This window comes from Aquabacterium sp. UBA2148 (assembly GCF_002328915.1).
Lineage (GTDB): Bacteria > Pseudomonadota > Gammaproteobacteria > Burkholderiales > Burkholderiaceae_C > Aquabacterium > Aquabacterium parvum.
This window is the reverse complement of the sequence record NZ_DCXA01000183.1, coordinates 870-17476: the sequence shown is the minus strand read 5'-3', so window position 1 is coordinate 17476 and position 16607 is coordinate 870. Positions and strand designations below refer to the sequence as shown.

Below are 16607 nucleotides of genomic sequence, written 5' to 3'. Positions count from 1 at the left end.
GGCAGTCGAAGCGGTTGTCTTCGATGGCTTCGAGCAGGGTCACCGTCTGGTGGCCGTTGCGCGACTCCAGCGGGTGGGCCAGGCGCACGGTGCCCTTCTTGATGGACTCTTCCATGTGCGCGACGATCAGGCGCTCGCCGATCTCGGCCACGCGCTGTTCGCGGAACTCGATCACTTCAGGGAAGTTGTGACCGGTGTCCACGTGCACGAGCGGGAAGGGCAGCTTGCCTTCGAGCTTGCCCGTGGCCGGGTTCTTCATCTTGAAGGCCTTCTCGGCCAGTTGCAGAACCACGCACGAGTCCTTGCCGCTGGAAAACAGCAGGCCCGGGCGCTCGAAGGTGGCAGCCACTTCGCGCAGGATGAAGATCGCTTCTTCTTCCAGCGCATCCAGGTGGCGGTGGTCGACTTCCGCCAGCAGTTGGTTCACATCACTCATGTTGTTCTCGCTTTGAGTCTTCTGGCCGCCGTTCACTTGTGAACGTGCAGGCCGCATTCCTTCGCCTTCTCGTCTTCCCACCACCAGCGGCCGGCACGGAAGTCCTCGCCCACGGCGATGGCGCGCGTGCACGGCTCGCAGCCGATGCTGGGCATGAACTGGTCGTGCAGCGGGTTGTAGGGCACCTTGAAGGCCTGGACGTAGTGCCACACGTCGCCCCAAGTCCACTCGATCATCGGGTTGAACTTGGCGCGACCCTTGTCGTCGGATTCGCGCGCCAGCATGCCGCCGCGGTTGTTCGACTGCTCGCGGCGCAGGCCGGTGATCCATGCGCTGCGGCCTTCAAGCATGCGCGCCAGCGGTTCGAGCTTGCGCAGGCCGCAGCAGGCCTTGCGCAGTTCGATGCTTTCGTACATGGCCTTCTCGCCGTTGTTGCGAACGAACTCGATGACGGCCTCTGCCACGGGCTTGTAGACCTCGACCTGGATGCCCTGGCCATTGAAGGCGTCGGCGTAGTGCTGCTCGATGGTGCCGATCAGCGCGACCGTCTCGGGGTGCAGGGCGCCCGTCTCGAGCGTGCCCACAGCGATGCCGATGCCATGCCGCGCGATCAGGTCGGTGACGATCATGTCTTCCACGCCCAGGCTGGTGGCCTGGACCACCTTGCCCGGGTTCTCGGCCGCGGCGGCCTTCAGCAACGCGATGGTATCCGCGAGCTTGGCGTCGAAGCCCGCGCTGGCCTTGGCGTACAGGCCGATGGCCGACGCCGTGGCAGGGCCGCCGATCGACGACACGGCGCCGACATCCAGGGAGGAGCTTTCACTCATGGGGGGTCTCCTGAAGTCGGTGGCTCAGGCGGCGCGGCCGAACACGGGCTTGGTCGCGTTCACGTCGCCCTGGTAATGGCCACGTGCCGCGAAGAAGCCCAGCTGGCGCTCGGCGATGGCGCGGTCCTGGTCGCCCCGCAGTGCCACCGAGCTGAAGCCGCAGCGCTTGAGCAGGGGCATCATGTCGACGAGCACGTCACCCGTGGCACGGATCTCGCCACCAAAGCGGTAGCGCGAGCGCAGGATGTGCGCCTGGGTGTAGGCGCGGCCGTCCGTCCACTTCGGGAACTGAAGAACGACCAGCGACAACTTGGGCACGTCGGCTTCGATGACCTCGATGTCGGTGTCATTGGCCAGGATCACGCCCACGCTCTTGTGGTCGGCTGCGTCCTTGGCGGGCCACTGGTCGCGCACGGCGTGCCACTGGGCCAGGGTCAGCAGGCTGTTGGCCTTGATGGGCGGGTGGGCCATGGGGCCGTCTTCGCCGCCCACGGTGCGCCACTGATCGTGTTGGGTGTCGATGAATTGCATGGTGGGGTCTCCTTCAGGCGCGGGCTCAGGCGGCCTTGGCGGTGGTGCGACGGGTGGCGTTGGCTGCCGCCTTGAACGGGTCGATGCCGACGCGCTTGACGGTGTCGATGAACTTCTCGCCAGCCTGGCGCTGGGCCTGGTAGGTCTCGATGACGGCTTCGATGGCGTCCTGCACTTCGTCTGCAGCGAACGAGGGGCCGATCACCTTGCCTGCCACGGCGGCAGGCGCGTGATCGGAGCCGTCCGAGCCGCCCAGCGTGATCTGGTACCACTCGGTGCCGTCCTTGTCGACGCCCAGGATACCGATGTGGCCGCTGTGGTGGTGACCGCAGGAGTTGATGCAACCAGAGATGTGCAGGTCGATTTCGCCGATGTCGTAGAGCTCGTCGAGGTCCTGGTAGCGCTCGATCAAGGCGTTGGCGATGGGGATGGAGCGGGCGTTCGCCAGCGCGCAGAAGTCACCGCCCGGGCAGGCGATCATGTCCGACAGCAGGCCGATGTTGGGCGAGGCCAGGGTGTTGGCCTTGGCGGCCATCCACAGGGCGTAGAGGTCTTCTTCGCGCACGAAGGGCAGCAGGGCGTTCTGGTCGTGGGTCACGCGCAGCTCGCCGCAGCTGAACTGGTCGGCCATGTCGGCGATGGCGTCCATCTGCGCGTCGGTCACGTCGCCGGGGGCCTGGCCCACGCGCTTGACCGACAGCTGCACGCACTTGTAGCCGGGCACCTTGTGGCCTTCGACGTTGCGCTCGAGCCACTTGGCAAATTGCTTCTTGTCGGCCTCCGAGGCGTCGGCGGGCAGGCCGTTGCCGGTGGGCGTGTGCGCTTGAACCGAGGCCGGGAAGGCAAAGCCGGCGCTGACGCGGTCGAGCTCGGCCTGAGGGATCAGGTGAGCGGCCCCGTCGGTGTCTCGCGCCAGGATGTCCTGGAACTCGGCATTCACCTGGTCGAAGAATTTCTGACCTTCGGCCTTGACCAGGATCTTGATGCGGGCCTTGTACATGTTGTCGCGCCGGCCGTAGCGGTTGTAGACGCGCACGATGGCCTCGATGTAGACCAGGATTTGCTGCCAGGGCACGAAGGCATTGATGACGGTGCCCGTGATCGGGGTGCGGCCCATGCCGCCGCCCACCAGCACCGTGAAGCCGACTTCACCTGCGTCGTTCTTGATCAGGTGCAGGCCGATGTCGTGCCAGGCCACGGCGGCGCGGTCTTCCTTGGCACCACTGACCGCGATCTTGAACTTGCGGGGCAGGAAGGCGAACTCGGGGTGCAGGGTCGACCACTGGCGCAACACTTCGCAGTAGGGGCGGGCGTCGATCAGCTCATCGGCGGCCACACCCACCTTGGCGTCGGCGGTGATGTTGCGGATGCAATTGCCCGAGGTCTGGATGCCGTGCATGTTGACCTCGGCCAGCAGGTCCATCACGTCGGCGGCCTTGGGCAGCGGGATCCAGTTGTACTGGACGTTCTGGCGGGTGGTGAAGTGGGCGTAGCCGCGGTCGAACTCGCGGGCGATGCGCGCGAGTTGGCGCACCTGCTTGCTCGACAGCTCGCCGTAAGGCACGGCCACGCGCAGCATGGGGGCGTGACGCTGCACATACCATCCGTTTTGCAGGCGCAACGGGCGAAACTCTTCGTCGCCCAGTTTGCCCGCGAGATTGCGCTCAAGCTGGTCGCGGAATTGAGCGGCGCGCTGGCGGACAAACTGTTTGTCGAATTCGGTATATTGATACATGGTGCGCAGCTAAGGAATAAACAAATGAGTCCGTGGACGCCGGTGGTGGAGGCGGCACACGGACGCGATTGATCAGGTCAGCCGAGGGCTCGGTAGAGATTGTAAAGGCTGATGCCGGAGATCACGCCCCCCACCAGCATCAGCAGGGTCTTGGTCTTGAGGTGCCGGGTCAGGTAGGCGGCAAAGGGGGCGGCGAACAGCCCGCCCACGACCAGGCCCGCCACCGTGGGCCAGGGGCCTTCTTCCACCAGGCCAGCAAAGACGGCCGCGCTGGTGAACGTGAGGAAGAATTCGGCCAGGTTGACCGAGCCGATGGTGGTGCGAGGGTCTTGCCCGGTGCCCACCAGGGTGGTGGTCACGACCGGGCCCCAGCCGCCGCCGCCCACCGCGTCGACGAAGCCGCCGAACAGCCCAAGCTTGGCCACGTGTTTCGGGGTTTCACGGCGCGGCGTGATTTTCTTGAATACCTTGCTGATGACATAAAGTCCCATCAGGAAAAGGTATCCGGAAACAATGGGTTTGATGATGGCTGAATCCACGCTGGAAACCAGCCAGGCCCCCATGCTGGCGCCCAAAATTCCGGGAATCAGCAGGCGAAGGAAAAGGGATTTGTTGACGTTGCCCAATTTGACGTGGGAAATGCCGGAAACCCCCGTCGTGAAGACCTCTGCGATGTGCACGCTGGCCGACGCCACGGCTGGCGATGAGCCCGTGGCCAGCAGGAACGAGGTGGACGTGATGCCGTACGCCATGCCCAGGGCACCGTCCACGGTCTGGGCGATCAGGCCCACGAGCACGGCCTTCCAGAACGCCTCGCCCGTGACGGTGCTCAGGATGAGTTGCAACCCGCTTTGCTCATGTTGTCCGTTGAACAGCTTGGAGCCCAGGTAGGCCACCACACCGATGAGCATGAAACCCACGGCCCAAACCGCGATGCGCAGCACCGGGTGATCGGACGGGTGGCTGACGTCGTCTTCGACGGGCGGCAGACCGAGTGCGGTGTGCTCGGCGTTGATCGCGTTGTCGGTGAGGTCGAGGTTGCGGATCTTCATGTAGGCCGGGAAAAGCGGGGCAGGCGACGTGACAATGGGAGAGCGCGAATGCTACAGATCGTCTTTATTCATGAGAAGAACATTTATGGAAGTTGTTAATTCCAGATCGGAATTAAGCGGGGAGGCTGCCATGCGGCGAGGGCTGCTGCTGGGGGCCACGGCGTGGCTGGCAGGGTGCTCGGCCCTGCCGGGCGCCGATGCGCCTCGCACGACGGGCGCGCCCACCAATGCCCAGCCACCGGCTTTGCCCACGGCACCGGTGACACCACGCCCAGCGCCTCGCCCGCCCCGCATCGGGCTGGCGCTGGGGGGCGGCGCGGCTCGGGGCTTTGCTCACATCGGCGTGCTGCAGGTGCTCGAAGAGCAGGGCATCAAGCCCGACCTGGTGGTGGGCACCTCTGCGGGCAGCCTGGTGGCGGCGCTTTATGCAGCGGGTAAAACGCCCACCGAGTTGCAGAGCATGGCCATGACCCTGGACGAGTCCAGTATCACCGACTGGGTTTTTCCTGGGCGCTCATTGCTCAAGGGAGAGGCCCTGGCGCGATTCATCCGCACGCAGACGGGCGGCAAGCAGATCGAAGGCATGCGCCTGCCCCTGGGCATCGTGGCGGCTGACCTGCAAAGCGGCGCCCCCATCCTGTTCAGAAAAGGCGACCCCGGCACGGCGGTCCGGGCCTCCAGCGCTGTGCCGGCGGTGTTCGAGCCGGTGCGCATCAACGGCCGCGAGTACATCGACGGTGGTGCGGTCTCGCCCATCCCGGTGCGCTTTGCCCGCCAGATGGGCGCGGACGTGGTCATCGCGGTGGACATCTCGGCCATCCCTCAAGGGCAATCCACCAAACGGGCCGTCGACATCCTGCTGCAGACCTTCAACATCATGGGCCACGCCATCAGCCAGCACGAATTGGCCGAAGCCGATGTGGTGATGCGACCCAAGCTGGAGGGCATTGGCAGCGCCGACTTTTCTGCTCGGCGCCTGTCGATCCTGGCCGGGCGCGAAGCCGCCTTGATGGTGCTGCCTCAACTCAAGGAGCGGATCGCTGCCCGCACGCGCTGAGGGCTGGTGCCTTTGCGCCAGAGCGTCAGCGCGTTGCCGCGAAGGGTGATCCGGTCAACTTGGATCCGCTGCCCAGGGCGCGTTTTTTGAACCAGCCCGTGTTCATCTCCAGCACGTAGCGCACTGGGCGATCCGAGCAGTGCGAGTCGAGCGTCTGAGGCTTCATCTCGTCGGTGTTGACGATCGTGCCGTCGTCATCGATGAAGGCGATGGCCAGGGGGATGAGCGTGTTTTTCATCCAGAAGCACTGCACCCCGGGGCGCTCGAAGACGAACAGCATGCCCTCGTGGGTGCCCATCTGGGTGCGGTGCATCAGGCCGATGGCGCGCTCGCGGTCGGTCATGGCCACCTCGGCGGTGATGTTCTGCATGCCTGCGCGCAGCTGGACGGTGCGCAGCTTCTGCGGGCCTTCCTGCGCCCCGGCAACACCGGCGGCCAGGCAGCTTGCCACGACCATGATTTGCATCAAGGCCGAGCGCAAGGTCATTGACCTGGCGCGCCACCCTGTGGCAACGCTTTGACTGACAATGCCCGCTTTCGTCATCTCCGTGTCTCGATGAGCTGGTTCACGGGCCCGACTGTAGCAGCCGTCTCATGAATGCCTCTGCGTCCGCGACACCCCAGGCGCCCCTGCCACCCCTGCCCGAACTGACGCCCTCGCAGTCCGCCGGACTGGACGACCCGGACCTGCTGGCGCAGTGCGTGGTGGAGATGCCCACCGGCCCACTGCGCCGCATTGGCCTGGGCATATCCGGCATGTACTGCGCCGCCTGCACCATCACCATCGAAGATGCGGTCAAGTCGGTGCCCGGCGTCAGCGAGGTGCAGGTTCAGGCCGCCTCGCAGCGTGCGCGGATCCTCATCGACCCCGCCCGGGTCAGGCTGTCGGACATCGTCGCCGCGGTTCAGCGCGTGGGGTACCGCGCCTGGCCTGACGCCGCAGCCCGCGCTGGTCACGAGCGACTCAGGCAGCGCCGCGTGCTCCTGTGGCGCCTGTCGGTGGCGGCCTTCTGCATGATGCAGGTGATGATGATCGCCTGGCCCCAGTACGTGGCCGGGCCGGACGAAATCCCGCCTGACATCTGGCAGCTCATGAACTGGGCCAACTGGGTGCTCAGCCTGCCGGTGATGATTTTCTCTTGCGGGCCCTTTTTCTCCGGGGCCTGGCGTGCGGCCCGACAGGGCAGGGTGTCCATGGACACGCCGGTGGCCATCGGCATGCTGGCCACCTTCGTTGTCAGCACGGGCGTCACGATGGGGCACACCGATGTGTTCGGGCACGAGGCTTACTTCGACTCCCTGACCATGTTCGTGGCCTTCCTGTTGATGGGGCGCTGGCTCGAAAGCAGCGCCCGAGAGCGGGTGACCCATTCGCTCGAAGCCCTGTGCGTGCGCCTGCCAGAAGCGGTCGAGCGCGCGGTGGCCGGTGAGGCAGCCGACCTGCGCGGCGTGGCCGTCGAATCCGTGCCGCTGTCTGCCCTGCGTCATGGCGACCGCGTCAGGGTGGCCGTTGGCCAGGCCTTTCCGGCCGATGGGCAGGTTTTGCTGGGCCACACCGAGGTCGACGAGTCCCTGCTGACCGGCGAGTCCCGCGCGGTGGTGCGCCAGCCAGGGCAGATGGTGGTGGCGGGCTCGGTCAACCTGGTGGCGCCCGTGTGGATTTCGGTGGAGCGCCTGGGGCCGGACACCCGATACCAGCAGATCGTGTCCCTGGTGCACCAGGCCATGACGGAAAAGCCGGGCTGGATGCGCGCCGCCGATCGCATGGCTGCGCCATTCCTGTGGGGGGTCCTGGGGCTGGCCGCGCTGGGTGCCCTTGTGTGGCAGTGGATCGACCCTTCTCGCGCGGTGTGGGTGGCGGTGTCCGTGCTGGTCGTGACCTGCCCTTGTGCCCTGTCGCTGGCGGCACCCTCCGCGTTGCTGTCCGCCGCAGGCGCGATGGCCAAGCGCGGTTTGCTCGTGCGCCGACTTGACGCGCTGGAAACCCTGGCCCACGCCCGTCTCTTTTATTTTGACAAGACCGGCACGCTCACAGAAAGCGAGTTGTCGGTGACGGGGTTGCAGTTGGCATCTGGCGTGACCAGCCTCCATCGCTTGGCCTCGGGTGGGCAGGCCGGTGCGCTTGCGCAGGGGCATCAGGCACCTGCATTGGCAGACCCTGGCGAGCTTTGGCATTGCGCGGCCTCTCTGGCGGCAGCCTCACACCACCCCGTGTCGCGCTCCATGGTGGTTGCCGCGCAAACGGTTCGCCCTGAGGGCGCCGCTCCGTGGGCGCCTTGTGGCTGGCTCGAGCTGAACGAGCGTGCAGGGCAGGGCGTTGAGGCCAGAGACGAAGCTGGCCGGCTGTGGAGGCTGGGGCGCCTGGACTGGGTTCTGGGTGCGGATGCCCAGGACGCCTTGCGCCACTGGGCCTCGCCCGATGCGCCCCGGGCATGGCTGGCAGCACGCTCGAGCGACGGCGCGCTGCTGATCGACACGGTGATGGGGGTCTTGCTGGACGAGGTGTTTCGGCCGGAAGCGGCCCCCGCCTTGCGCCAATTGAAGGAGTTGGGCTGTCGGTCGGCTCTTTTGTCGGGCGATCACAACGATCGGGTCCAGGCGGCATCCCTCATCCTGGGGCCCCACGGCGAACTCCCCGTGGCGGCTGCGCAAGCCACACCGGAGGAAAAGCTGCTGGTGATGTCTCAGGCTCAACAGCAGGGCGAACAGGTTGCCGTCGTGGGCGATGGCATCAACGACGCGCCCGTGCTGGCGAAGGCAGATGTGTCGGTGGCGCTGGACCAAGGCTCGGCATTGGCTCAGTCGCAGGCCGACCTCATTGTGCTGAACGGGCGGTTGACGGGTTTACCCGAGGCCGTCGCCCACAGCCGTTTCGCCATGCGGATCGTCAAACAGAACCTGGCATGGGCGGCGGTCTACAATTTCGCCTGCATTCCCCTTGCACTCATGGGCCTGCTGCCACCCTGGGCGGCCGGGCTGGGCATGGCATTGAGCTCCCTCGGTGTCGTCCTCAATTCCTTGCGCCTGGGTGCCACCCAATGGAAATCCTCTACGTCCTGATCCCCGTGTCGGTCTTGCTCGTGCTGGCCATCCTGGCTTTGCTGGGCTGGGCCATCCATGGGGGTCAGTTTGAGGACATCGAGGCCGAAGGGCACCGGATCCTGCAGGGTGGGGACGACAATTCCGAGGCTAACGTTGAGCGGCATCAAGATTAGTTAGTGGTTTGCCCTCACAATTCGCGCTGTAACAAAGGAGAAGAAGAGATGGCAACCACCCACTCTGCCACATACAACGATGGGGTTGTCCGAGCTTTTGCCATTTGCGCCGTGGTTTACGGCGTCGTCGGCATGGCTGTGGGCGTCCTGATCGCTTCGCAACTGGCGTGGCCGGAACTCAATTTCGGCATCCCCTGGCTGACCTACGGTCGCCTGCGTCCCCTGCACACCAATGCAGTGATTTTTGCCTTCGGCGGCTGCACGCTGTTCGCGACGTCTTATCACGTTGTGCAACGCACCTGCCAGACCCGGTTGTTCGCTGGCCCGCTGGCCACGTTCACCCTGATCGGCTGGAACCTGGTCATCCTGGCGGCGGTCGTCACGCTGCCTCTGGGCTACACCAGCGGCAAAGAGTACGCTGAACTCGAATGGCCCATCGACATCCTGATCACCCTGGTCTGGGTCGCGTACGCCATCGTCTTCTTCGGCACCATCGGCACCCGCAAGATCCGCCACATCTACGTGGCCAACTGGTTCTTCGGCGCCTTCATCATCGCCGTGGCCCTGCTGCACATCGTCAACAGCGCCGCCATCCCGGTGTTCTCTGACGGCCTGCTGTCGCCCAAGTCCTACTCGGCTTACTCGGGTGTGCAGGACGCCATGATCCAGTGGTGGTACGGCCACAATGCCGTGGGCTTCTTCCTGACGGCTGCCTTCCTGGGGATGATGTACTACTACATCCCCAAGCAGGCCGGCATGCCCGTGTACTCGTATCGCCTGTCGATCGTGCACTTCTGGGCCCTGATCTTCACCTACATGTGGGCGGGTCCTCACCACCTGCACTACACCGCTCTGCCTGACTGGACGCAATCGGTCGGCATGGTGTTCTCGCTGATCCTGCTCGCACCATCGTGGGGCGGCATGATCAACGGCATCATGACCCTGTCGGGTGCCTGGTACAAGCTGCGCGATGACGCCATCCTGAAGTTCCTGATTGTGGCCCTGTCCTTCTACGGCATGTCCACCTTCGAAGGTCCGATGATGTCCATCAAGACCGTGAACTCGCTGTCGCACTACACCGACTGGACGGTTGGTCACGTGCACTCCGGCGCCCTCGGCTGGGTGGGCCTGATCTCGATGGGCTCGCTGTACTACTTGATCCCGCGCATGTTCGGTCGCACCACGATGTACTCGGTGCCCGCCATCTCGCTGCACTTCTGGGCTGCCACCATCGGCATCGTGCTCTACATCGCCGCGATGTGGATCGCCGGTGTGATGCAGGGCCTGATGTGGCGTGCCGTGAACCCCGATGGCACCCTGGTCTACACCTTCGTCGAGAGCGTGAAGGCAACCTATCCCTTCTACGTGATCCGCGTCGCGGGTGGTCTGCTCTACCTGGGCGGCATGATCCTGATGCTCTGGAACACCGTGATGACCGCCCTGGCTGGTCGCGCCGTCAACGCGCCGATCCCCCAGCCGGCCCACGCCTGAGCCGCACAAGGAGAACAACATGGCTGACAACAACCACAAGCCTGCGCTCTTCTCCCACGAGAAGATCGAGACCAGCAACTTCCTGATGATCGTGCTGACGCTGATCGTCGTGTCTTTCGGCGCGCTGGTCGAAATCGTGCCCCTGTATTTCCAGAAGAGCACGACCACACCGGTGGAAGGCCTCAAGCCCTACACCGCCCTGCAACTGGCGGGGCGCGACATCTACCTGCGTGAAGGCTGCTACGGCTGCCACTCGCAGATGATCCGCCCCTTCCGCGCCGAAACCCTGCGTTACGGTCACTACTCGATGGCTGGTGAGTACGTCTACGACCACCCCTTCCAGTGGGGCTCCAAGCGCACCGGACCGGACCTGCACCGTGTGGGCGGCAAGTACTCCGACGAATGGCATCGCGCCCACCTCGAGAACCCTCGCAACGTCGTGCCTGAGTCGAACATGCCTGCCTACCCCTGGCTGGAAACCAACCTGGTCAAGGCCGAAGGTGTGGGTCCCCGCATGGAAGCGCTGCGGATGGTCGGTGTTCCCTATTCGGACGCCGAAATCAAGGCAGCCGCCGAAGAAGTCAAGGGCAAGACCGAGATGGAAGCGGTGATCGCCTACCTGCAGGTGCTGGGCACCGCGGTGAAATAAGGAGCGACGCACATGGACGTCATCACCCTGAGAAGCATCTTCACGGTCGGCTGCCTGTGCGTTTTCGTGGGCATCGTTGTGTGGGCTTATTCGCGGCGCAACAAGGCCCAGTTTGAAGAGGCAGGTCGTCTGCCTCTTTCTGAAGATTGACTGGAGGCTCAGACATGAGCGACTTCATTTCGAATGGATGGGCGTGGTATGTCACGGCCATCGTGGTGTTCGGCCTGGTGTACTGCGCACTCGTGCTGATCGGTGCCGCCAAGCACAAGGTCGTCTACGACGCCCAAGGCAATGTGGACAAGACCACCGGCCACATCTGGGACGGTGACCTGCGTGAACTGAACAACCCGCTGCCCCGCTGGTGGTTGTTCCTGTTCATCTTCACGCTGATCTTCGCCGTGGCGTACTTCTACCTGTACCCAGGCCTGGCCACCTCCGATGGCAAGCTGAACTGGACCTCCAAGGGCCAGCTGGAAGCCGAAAACGCCAAGGCCAAGGCCGAGCAGGACAAGATCTTCGCCAAGTTCAAGTCGGCGTCGATCGAAGACTTGGCTCGCGATCCGCAAGCCCACGCCATCGGTCAACGCCTGTTCCTGAACAACTGCGCGGCCTGCCACGGCTCCGATGCCAAAGGCGCCAAGAGCTTCCCGAACCTGACGGACGGTGACTGGATCCACGGCGGCTCGCCCGAGAAGATCATCGAGACGATCACTGCGGGACGCAACGGTCAGATGCCGCCGCTGGCTGCTGCCGTGGGCACGCCTGAAGAAGCTCGGCAAGTTGCGAACTACGTGCTCAGCCTCTCGGGTGCGGGTCACAATTCCATCCAGGCGGAGTTGGGCAAGGCCAAGTTCAAGGCGGTTTGCGCAGCCTGCCATGGTGCGGACGGCAAGGGCAACCAGGCCATCGGTGCACCCAACCTGAGCGACAAGATCTGGCTGCACGGCTGGGGCGAGCAGTTCATCGTCGAGATGATCAACAAGGGCAAGGTCAACGTCATGCCCGCTCAAACGCCTCGCTTGTCCGAAGACCAGGTCCGGCTCGTGGCTTCGTATGTGTGGGGCCTGTCTCACCCGACCCAATCGGCCAATGCCAAGTGAGCCTGATGCTCGCATCAAGGTGACTTGAATGCGAGCACGGCCCGGGGTTGACATCGATCAAGAACGGGCCAACAGTGAGCCACTGCGGTGGTGGAGCGTGATACCCTGCAGGGTATGCGGTCCACCACCGTTTCACTTTGAGATTTGGGTCTTCCCATGAGCGAATCCAGCCCCCACCAGGATCCCGGCAAACGCGTCATTCCCATCCAGGCAGTTGGTGCGCGTGAAGAGACGGTCTCCCTCTACAAAAAGGGAGAGAAGATTTACGCCCGAGAGGTCAAGGGCTGGTTCACGAAATGGCGCTGGGCCTTTGTGTGGCTCACCCAGATCGTCTTTTACTGCACGCCTTGGTTGATGTGGAACGACAGGCAGGCCGTCCTGTTTGACCTGACCACGCGGCGCTTTTACATGTTCAACCTGGTCCTGTATCCGCAGGACTTCATCTACCTCACTGCGCTGCTGGTGATCTCGGCCTACGGCCTGTTCCTGTTCACGGCGGTGGCAGGGCGGCTTTGGTGCGGGTATGCGTGCCCACAGTCGGTCTACACCGAAATCTTCATGTGGATGGAGCGCAAGATCGAAGGTGATCGCGTTCGTCGCATGAAGCTGGACAAATCACCCTGGTCGGTCGAGAAGGTCTGGCGCAAGACGGCCAAGCAACTTGCCTGGATCGCCTTTGCGCTGTGGACGGGCTACACCTTTGTGGGCTACTTCACGCCGGTTCGCGTGCTGGCTGCCGAAGTCGTCAGCCTCAGCATGGGCCCCTGGGAGCTTTTCTGGGTGCTCTTCTATGGGTTTGCCACCTACGGCAACGCTGGCTACATGCGCGAGCAGGTCTGCAAGTACATGTGTCCGTACGCGCGCTTCCAGAGCGCCATGTTCGATCGCGACACGCTCATCATCAGCTACGACACCAAACGCGGTGAGCCGCGTGGCTCGCGCAAGCGCGGCGCCGATGCCAAAGCGCTGAACCAGGGTGACTGCGTGGACTGCACCTTGTGTGTTCAGGTCTGCCCGGTGGGCATCGACATCCGCAACGGCTTGCAGTACGAGTGCATCGGCTGCGCCGCCTGCATCGATGTGTGTGACTCGGTCATGGACAAAGTCGGTTCGCCGCGCGGCCTGGTGCGCTATGCCACGCTCAACAGCCTGGAAAATGGCTGGGGCCGAAAGGAGATGTGGTCTCGGGTCACGCGCCCTCGTGTCCTGATCTACACGGCCATCCTGGCTGCCGTGGTCGTCGCTTTCGTGCACAGCGTCTACAGCCGGCCACCGTTCCGCGTCGACATCGTGCGCGACCGCGGCGCCCTGGCTCGGGTGGTCGACGAGGGTTTTGTCGAGAACGTTTACCGCGTCCAGATCATGAATGCCAGCGAGAACACGCAGCGTTACCGATTGGGCGTGGAGCAATTGCAGCAGGCGCAGGTGGAAGGCGGGCAGGACTTGGTCCTGGGTCCAGCCGAGGCCCGTTGGGTGCCGATCGCTGTCCGAGTCTCACCTGATGCAGCCGGCCGCATGGGCTCAGGCGCACATGGGGTGACCATCCTCGTCGAGCAGTTGCGACAAGGCAGCGAGCCCCAAGTCGATGTGCGCGAAAAGTCCACCTTCCTGGTGCCCCGTTGATCGGGGCTTCACTCCCCGATTGCCTCATTTCCTGATTCCGGAGCTTGCATGTCTGCCCCTGACAAACTCAAAGCCAACAGCAACCCGCCTTGGTGGAAATTGCCCATCGTTTGGTTGGTGATCGCTGGCCCAGCGATCGTGGTCGTTGCCTCCTTGGTCACTGCAGGCATTGCCATCAAGCACGTCGATCCGGTGCTCGATACCTCCAAGGGGCACGTCAAATCGACGGTCGAGGAGCCCGCCATGCGGGCGCGCAACCACGCGGCGTCTCCTTCGCTGCAGCCTGCAGATCGCTGATTCACCTCAAGGCTGGCACCTGGGGTGACCCCTGGTTTTCGGGAAAGTCCTCGTTGTGACCCTGCGCTGCCGGTAGAACATGGTCCTTGTGTGCGATTTGCCTCAAGGAGATGTCCATGTCTCGTCGGTCCTTGCACCTTGCCCAGATTCTCTGGCCCGCGTTCCTGATCGCGGGTGTGCTGGAAATGGTGGTTTTTGCCTTGGTCGATCCCTCTGGGCTCTCGATCGGGGGCTGGGCGCCTGATGTGCGCACGGTCTACAGCCTGGCGTTCTTCGTCTTTTGGGTGCTGGTTGCCATGGCTTCAGGCATCAGCCACATCATGATGCGCCCGCCCACTGGTGTGGTCACGTCTCGGCGGGCCGCCCGTCGGCAAGCTCGGCGCGCGATGGTTGTGCACCATCAGCACTGACATCTCCAAAACAAAAGGTCGCCTGGATGGCGACCTTTGTGTTTGGCTCCCGCTAGACCGCCTCAAGCAGGCGGCACGTGATGCTGGTCAGCAGCGGACGCTGTTGACCAGCGCGCGCAGCCCAGCCTCGTCGGTGATCCGGATGTCTCGCTGCTTGACCTCGAGCAGGCCCTCGTCCTGGAACTTCGAGAACGTGCGGCTGACGGTCTCCAATTTGAGGCCCAGGTAGCTGCCGATTTCTTCTCGCGTCATGCGAAGCACCAGGGCAGATGCCGAAAAACCGCGCGCATGCAGGCGCTGAGTCAGGTTCAACAAGAACGCGGCAAGGCGCTCCTCGGCTCGCATGCTGCCCAGCAAAAGCATCACGCCATGGTCTCGAACGATTTCGCGGCTCATGATTTTGTGAAACTGATGCTGCAGGTCGGAGAACTCGCGGGACAGCTCTTCAAGTTGGCCATAGGGGATCACGCAGACCTGCGAGTCCTCGAGCGCGATGGCGTCACAAGCGTGTCGATCGGTGCTGATGCCATCAAGCCCCAGCAGCTCTCCAGCCATCTGAAAGCCAGTGACCTGGTCGCGGCCGTCTTCCGAAGAGATGCGGGTCTTGAAGAAACCCGTGCGCACCGCGTAAACCGATTTGAAAGGGTCTCCCGTGTGGAAGAGCGCGTCGCCGCGTTTGATCGATTTGCGCGTTGCGACGAGGGTGTCGAGCTGCGTGAGTAGGGGCTGTGTCAGCCCGACGGGCAGGCACAGCTCGCGCAGGTTGCAGCTTGAGCACGCGACTTTGAATGAATCGAGTTTCATGGGGGTAGGCGTGACTGGCGTGCCAGCCGTGCCGTTTGGGTGGCCACAGTGCGTGGCGGAACACGAAGTGGTTCCAGTCTGTGTCGGTTCGATCGATCGGGCGGTCTGGTTCAACATGAGCAACCTCAAACAATGCCTGGATTGTTGCCGGATTCCCGGCGCCGCCCTTGATCCACGTCAACCCTGCTGGCGGGCAGTTTGGCACATTCGGGTGAATGAGTGAACAGGCCCTGAAATCCCCGTGCATCCCCTCCGAAGCTCCTCTGGTCTCGAGGGAGACCTTGACGCGCCTTGATGTTCAGGGGCCACGCTACACATCGTATCCCACAGCCGACAGGTTCGTCGAGGCACACGGTGCCCAGCAGTATGTGCAGGCTTTGAGTCAACGTGGGCAGGGCGTGGGGGCCCTCACCGGAGGGGCGAGCGCCCTCTCGCTGTACATCCACATTCCGTTCTGTGAGTCGGTCTGCTACTACTGCGCTTGCAACAAGGTCATCACCCGTCACCACGAGCGTGCTCAGGCGTACTTGGACGACCTTCGAGAAGAAATCCGGTTGGTTTCCGAGCAACTCGGCCCCGGTCAAATGGTGTCGCAGCTGCATTTCGGGGGAGGCACCCCCACCTTCCTGAGCGATGAGGAGTTGCAAGGGCTGCTCGATACCCTTCGCAGCACCTTCCGCTTTGTGCCTGGGGGCGAGTACGCCATTGAAATCGATCCGCGCACCGTCGATCAGGGGCGGCTCAAACGCCTGCACCAGATGGGGTTCAATCGTTTGAGCTTTGGGGTTCAGGATTTCGATCCGGATGTCCAGAAAGCGGTCCATCGGGTTCAGCCGCACGACCAGGTTCGCGCGTTGGTGCAGGCCGCCAGGGCCGAGGGCTTCGAGTCGCTCAACATGGACCTCATTTACGGGCTGCCCAAGCAGACGCCGGAGAGCTTTGCCCGCACTTTGACGCAAGTGGCCGAACTCAGGCCTGATCGCATTGCGCTGTATGCGTACGCGCACCTGCCGCAACGCTTCAAGCCCCAGCGGCGGATCGAAGCAGCCGATCTGCCCCAGGCAGAGGAGAAAGTCGGCATGTTGGCTGCTGCGATCGATGCTTTTGGCAGGGCCGGCTACGACTACATCGGCATGGACCACTTCGCCTTGCACCATGACAGCCTGGCGGTTGCCAAGCGCCAGGGCAGGCTGCATCGCAACTTTCAAGGCTACAGCACACATCCCGACTGCGACCTGATCGGCCTTGGGGTGTCGGCCATCGGACGTGTGGGGGCGCACTATGTGCAAAACGCCAAGACGCTCGATGAGTACCACGACGCACTCAAGCGCCATGAACTGCCGGTGGTGCGCGGGCTCGTGCTCACGCGCGACGACTTGG

16 protein-coding genes and 2 pseudogenes are annotated in these 16607 nt (G+C 63.8%); 11 read left to right on the top strand and 7 right to left on the bottom strand.

Annotation, left to right across the window (positions count from 1 at the left end):
• From B2W70_RS10305 to B2W70_RS10285, 5 genes and pseudogenes are all read right to left on the bottom strand, one after another.
• A pseudogene (locus B2W70_RS10305) lies at positions 1 to 436 on the bottom strand (phosphoadenosine phosphosulfate reductase family protein); the annotation flags it as partial.
• 32 nt (positions 437 to 468) lie between these two features.
• Positions 469 to 1263 (bottom strand): phosphoadenylyl-sulfate reductase, encoded by a 795-nt coding sequence (locus tag B2W70_RS10300; protein WP_286745472.1) that lies wholly within the window; start codon positions 1261 to 1263, stop codon positions 469 to 471.
• A gap of 24 nt (positions 1264 to 1287) precedes the next feature.
• Positions 1288 to 1794, bottom strand: a complete 507-nt coding sequence (locus B2W70_RS10295) for a DUF934 domain-containing protein (protein ID WP_286745469.1) — start codon at positions 1792 to 1794, stop codon at positions 1288 to 1290.
• Between the two features lie 25 nt (positions 1795 to 1819).
• On the bottom strand, positions 1820 to 3529 hold the full coding sequence (locus tag B2W70_RS10290; protein ID WP_286745468.1) for a nitrite/sulfite reductase: 1710 nt from the start codon (positions 3527 to 3529) through the stop codon (positions 1820 to 1822).
• A 77-nt stretch (positions 3530 to 3606) separates the two neighbouring features.
• Entirely contained in the window at positions 3607 to 4581 is a 975-nt protein-coding gene (locus B2W70_RS10285; RefSeq protein ID WP_286745466.1) for a sulfite exporter TauE/SafE family protein, read from the bottom strand.
• Positions 4582 to 4711: 130 nt separating this feature from the next.
• On the opposite strand from B2W70_RS10285, the gene B2W70_RS10280 reads away from it, so the two are divergent.
• Positions 4712 to 5638 carry a patatin-like phospholipase family protein gene (locus B2W70_RS10280; protein WP_286745464.1) on the top strand — a complete coding sequence of 309 codons (927 nt, stop codon included), beginning with the start codon at positions 4712 to 4714 and terminating at the stop codon, positions 5636 to 5638.
• A 25-nt stretch (positions 5639 to 5663) separates the two neighbouring features.
• On the opposite strand, the gene B2W70_RS10275 is transcribed toward B2W70_RS10280, so the two are convergent.
• On the bottom strand, positions 5664 to 6095 hold the full coding sequence (locus B2W70_RS10275; protein WP_286745461.1) for a DUF192 domain-containing protein: 432 nt from the start codon (positions 6093 to 6095) through the stop codon (positions 5664 to 5666).
• A 137-nt stretch (positions 6096 to 6232) separates the two neighbouring features.
• On the opposite strand from B2W70_RS10275, the gene B2W70_RS10270 reads away from it, so the two are divergent.
• From B2W70_RS10270 to B2W70_RS10230, 9 genes are all read left to right on the top strand, one after another.
• Positions 6233 to 8698: a heavy metal translocating P-type ATPase gene (locus B2W70_RS10270; protein WP_286745459.1), complete on the top strand. Its 2466-nt coding sequence runs from the start codon at positions 6233 to 6235 to the stop codon at positions 8696 to 8698.
• The gene (gene ccoS, locus B2W70_RS10265) at positions 8677 to 8853 is read left to right on the top strand and encodes a cbb3-type cytochrome oxidase assembly protein CcoS (protein ID WP_137840356.1); all 177 of its coding nucleotides are present in this window, start codon (positions 8677 to 8679) and stop codon (positions 8851 to 8853) included. Before B2W70_RS10270 ends, ccoS begins: the two co-directional genes overlap by 22 nt.
• 48 nt (positions 8854 to 8901) lie before the next feature.
• Positions 8902 to 10344 (top strand): cytochrome-c oxidase, cbb3-type subunit I, encoded by a 1443-nt coding sequence (gene ccoN / locus B2W70_RS10260; protein ID WP_286745456.1) that lies wholly within the window; start codon positions 8902 to 8904, stop codon positions 10342 to 10344.
• Positions 10345 to 10363: 19 nt separating this feature from the next.
• Positions 10364 to 10993, top strand: a complete 630-nt coding sequence (ccoO, locus tag B2W70_RS10255) for a cytochrome-c oxidase, cbb3-type subunit II (protein WP_286745453.1) — start codon at positions 10364 to 10366, stop codon at positions 10991 to 10993.
• A gap of 12 nt (positions 10994 to 11005) precedes the next feature.
• Positions 11006 to 11143, top strand: coding sequence for a cbb3-type cytochrome oxidase subunit 3 (locus tag B2W70_RS10250; protein WP_137840359.1), 138 nt, complete (start codon positions 11006 to 11008; stop codon positions 11141 to 11143).
• 14 nt (positions 11144 to 11157) lie between these two features.
• Positions 11158 to 12093, top strand: a complete 936-nt coding sequence (gene ccoP / locus B2W70_RS10245; protein WP_286745450.1) for a cytochrome-c oxidase, cbb3-type subunit III — start codon at positions 11158 to 11160, stop codon at positions 12091 to 12093.
• 156 nt (positions 12094 to 12249) lie between these two features.
• Positions 12250 to 13716 (top strand): cytochrome c oxidase accessory protein CcoG, encoded by a 1467-nt coding sequence (ccoG, locus tag B2W70_RS10240; protein ID WP_286745448.1) that lies wholly within the window; start codon positions 12250 to 12252, stop codon positions 13714 to 13716.
• A 48-nt stretch (positions 13717 to 13764) separates the two neighbouring features.
• Positions 13765 to 14013 (top strand): nitrogen fixation protein FixH, encoded by a 249-nt coding sequence (locus B2W70_RS10235; protein ID WP_286745446.1) that lies wholly within the window; start codon positions 13765 to 13767, stop codon positions 14011 to 14013.
• Between the two features lie 116 nt (positions 14014 to 14129).
• A complete protein-coding gene (locus B2W70_RS10230; protein WP_286745443.1) occupies positions 14130 to 14423 on the top strand; it encodes a hypothetical protein in 294 nt (97 codons plus the stop codon).
• A gap of 87 nt (positions 14424 to 14510) precedes the next feature.
• On the opposite strand, the gene fnr is transcribed toward B2W70_RS10230, so the two are convergent.
• Positions 14511 to 15227: a fumarate/nitrate reduction transcriptional regulator Fnr gene (gene fnr / locus B2W70_RS10225; RefSeq protein WP_286745442.1), complete on the bottom strand. Its 717-nt coding sequence runs from the start codon at positions 15225 to 15227 to the stop codon at positions 14511 to 14513.
• A gap of 215 nt (positions 15228 to 15442) precedes the next feature.
• On the opposite strand from fnr, the pseudogene hemN reads away from it, so the two are divergent.
• Positions 15443 to 16607 (top strand): annotated as a pseudogene (hemN, locus tag B2W70_RS10220) (oxygen-independent coproporphyrinogen III oxidase); the annotation flags it as partial.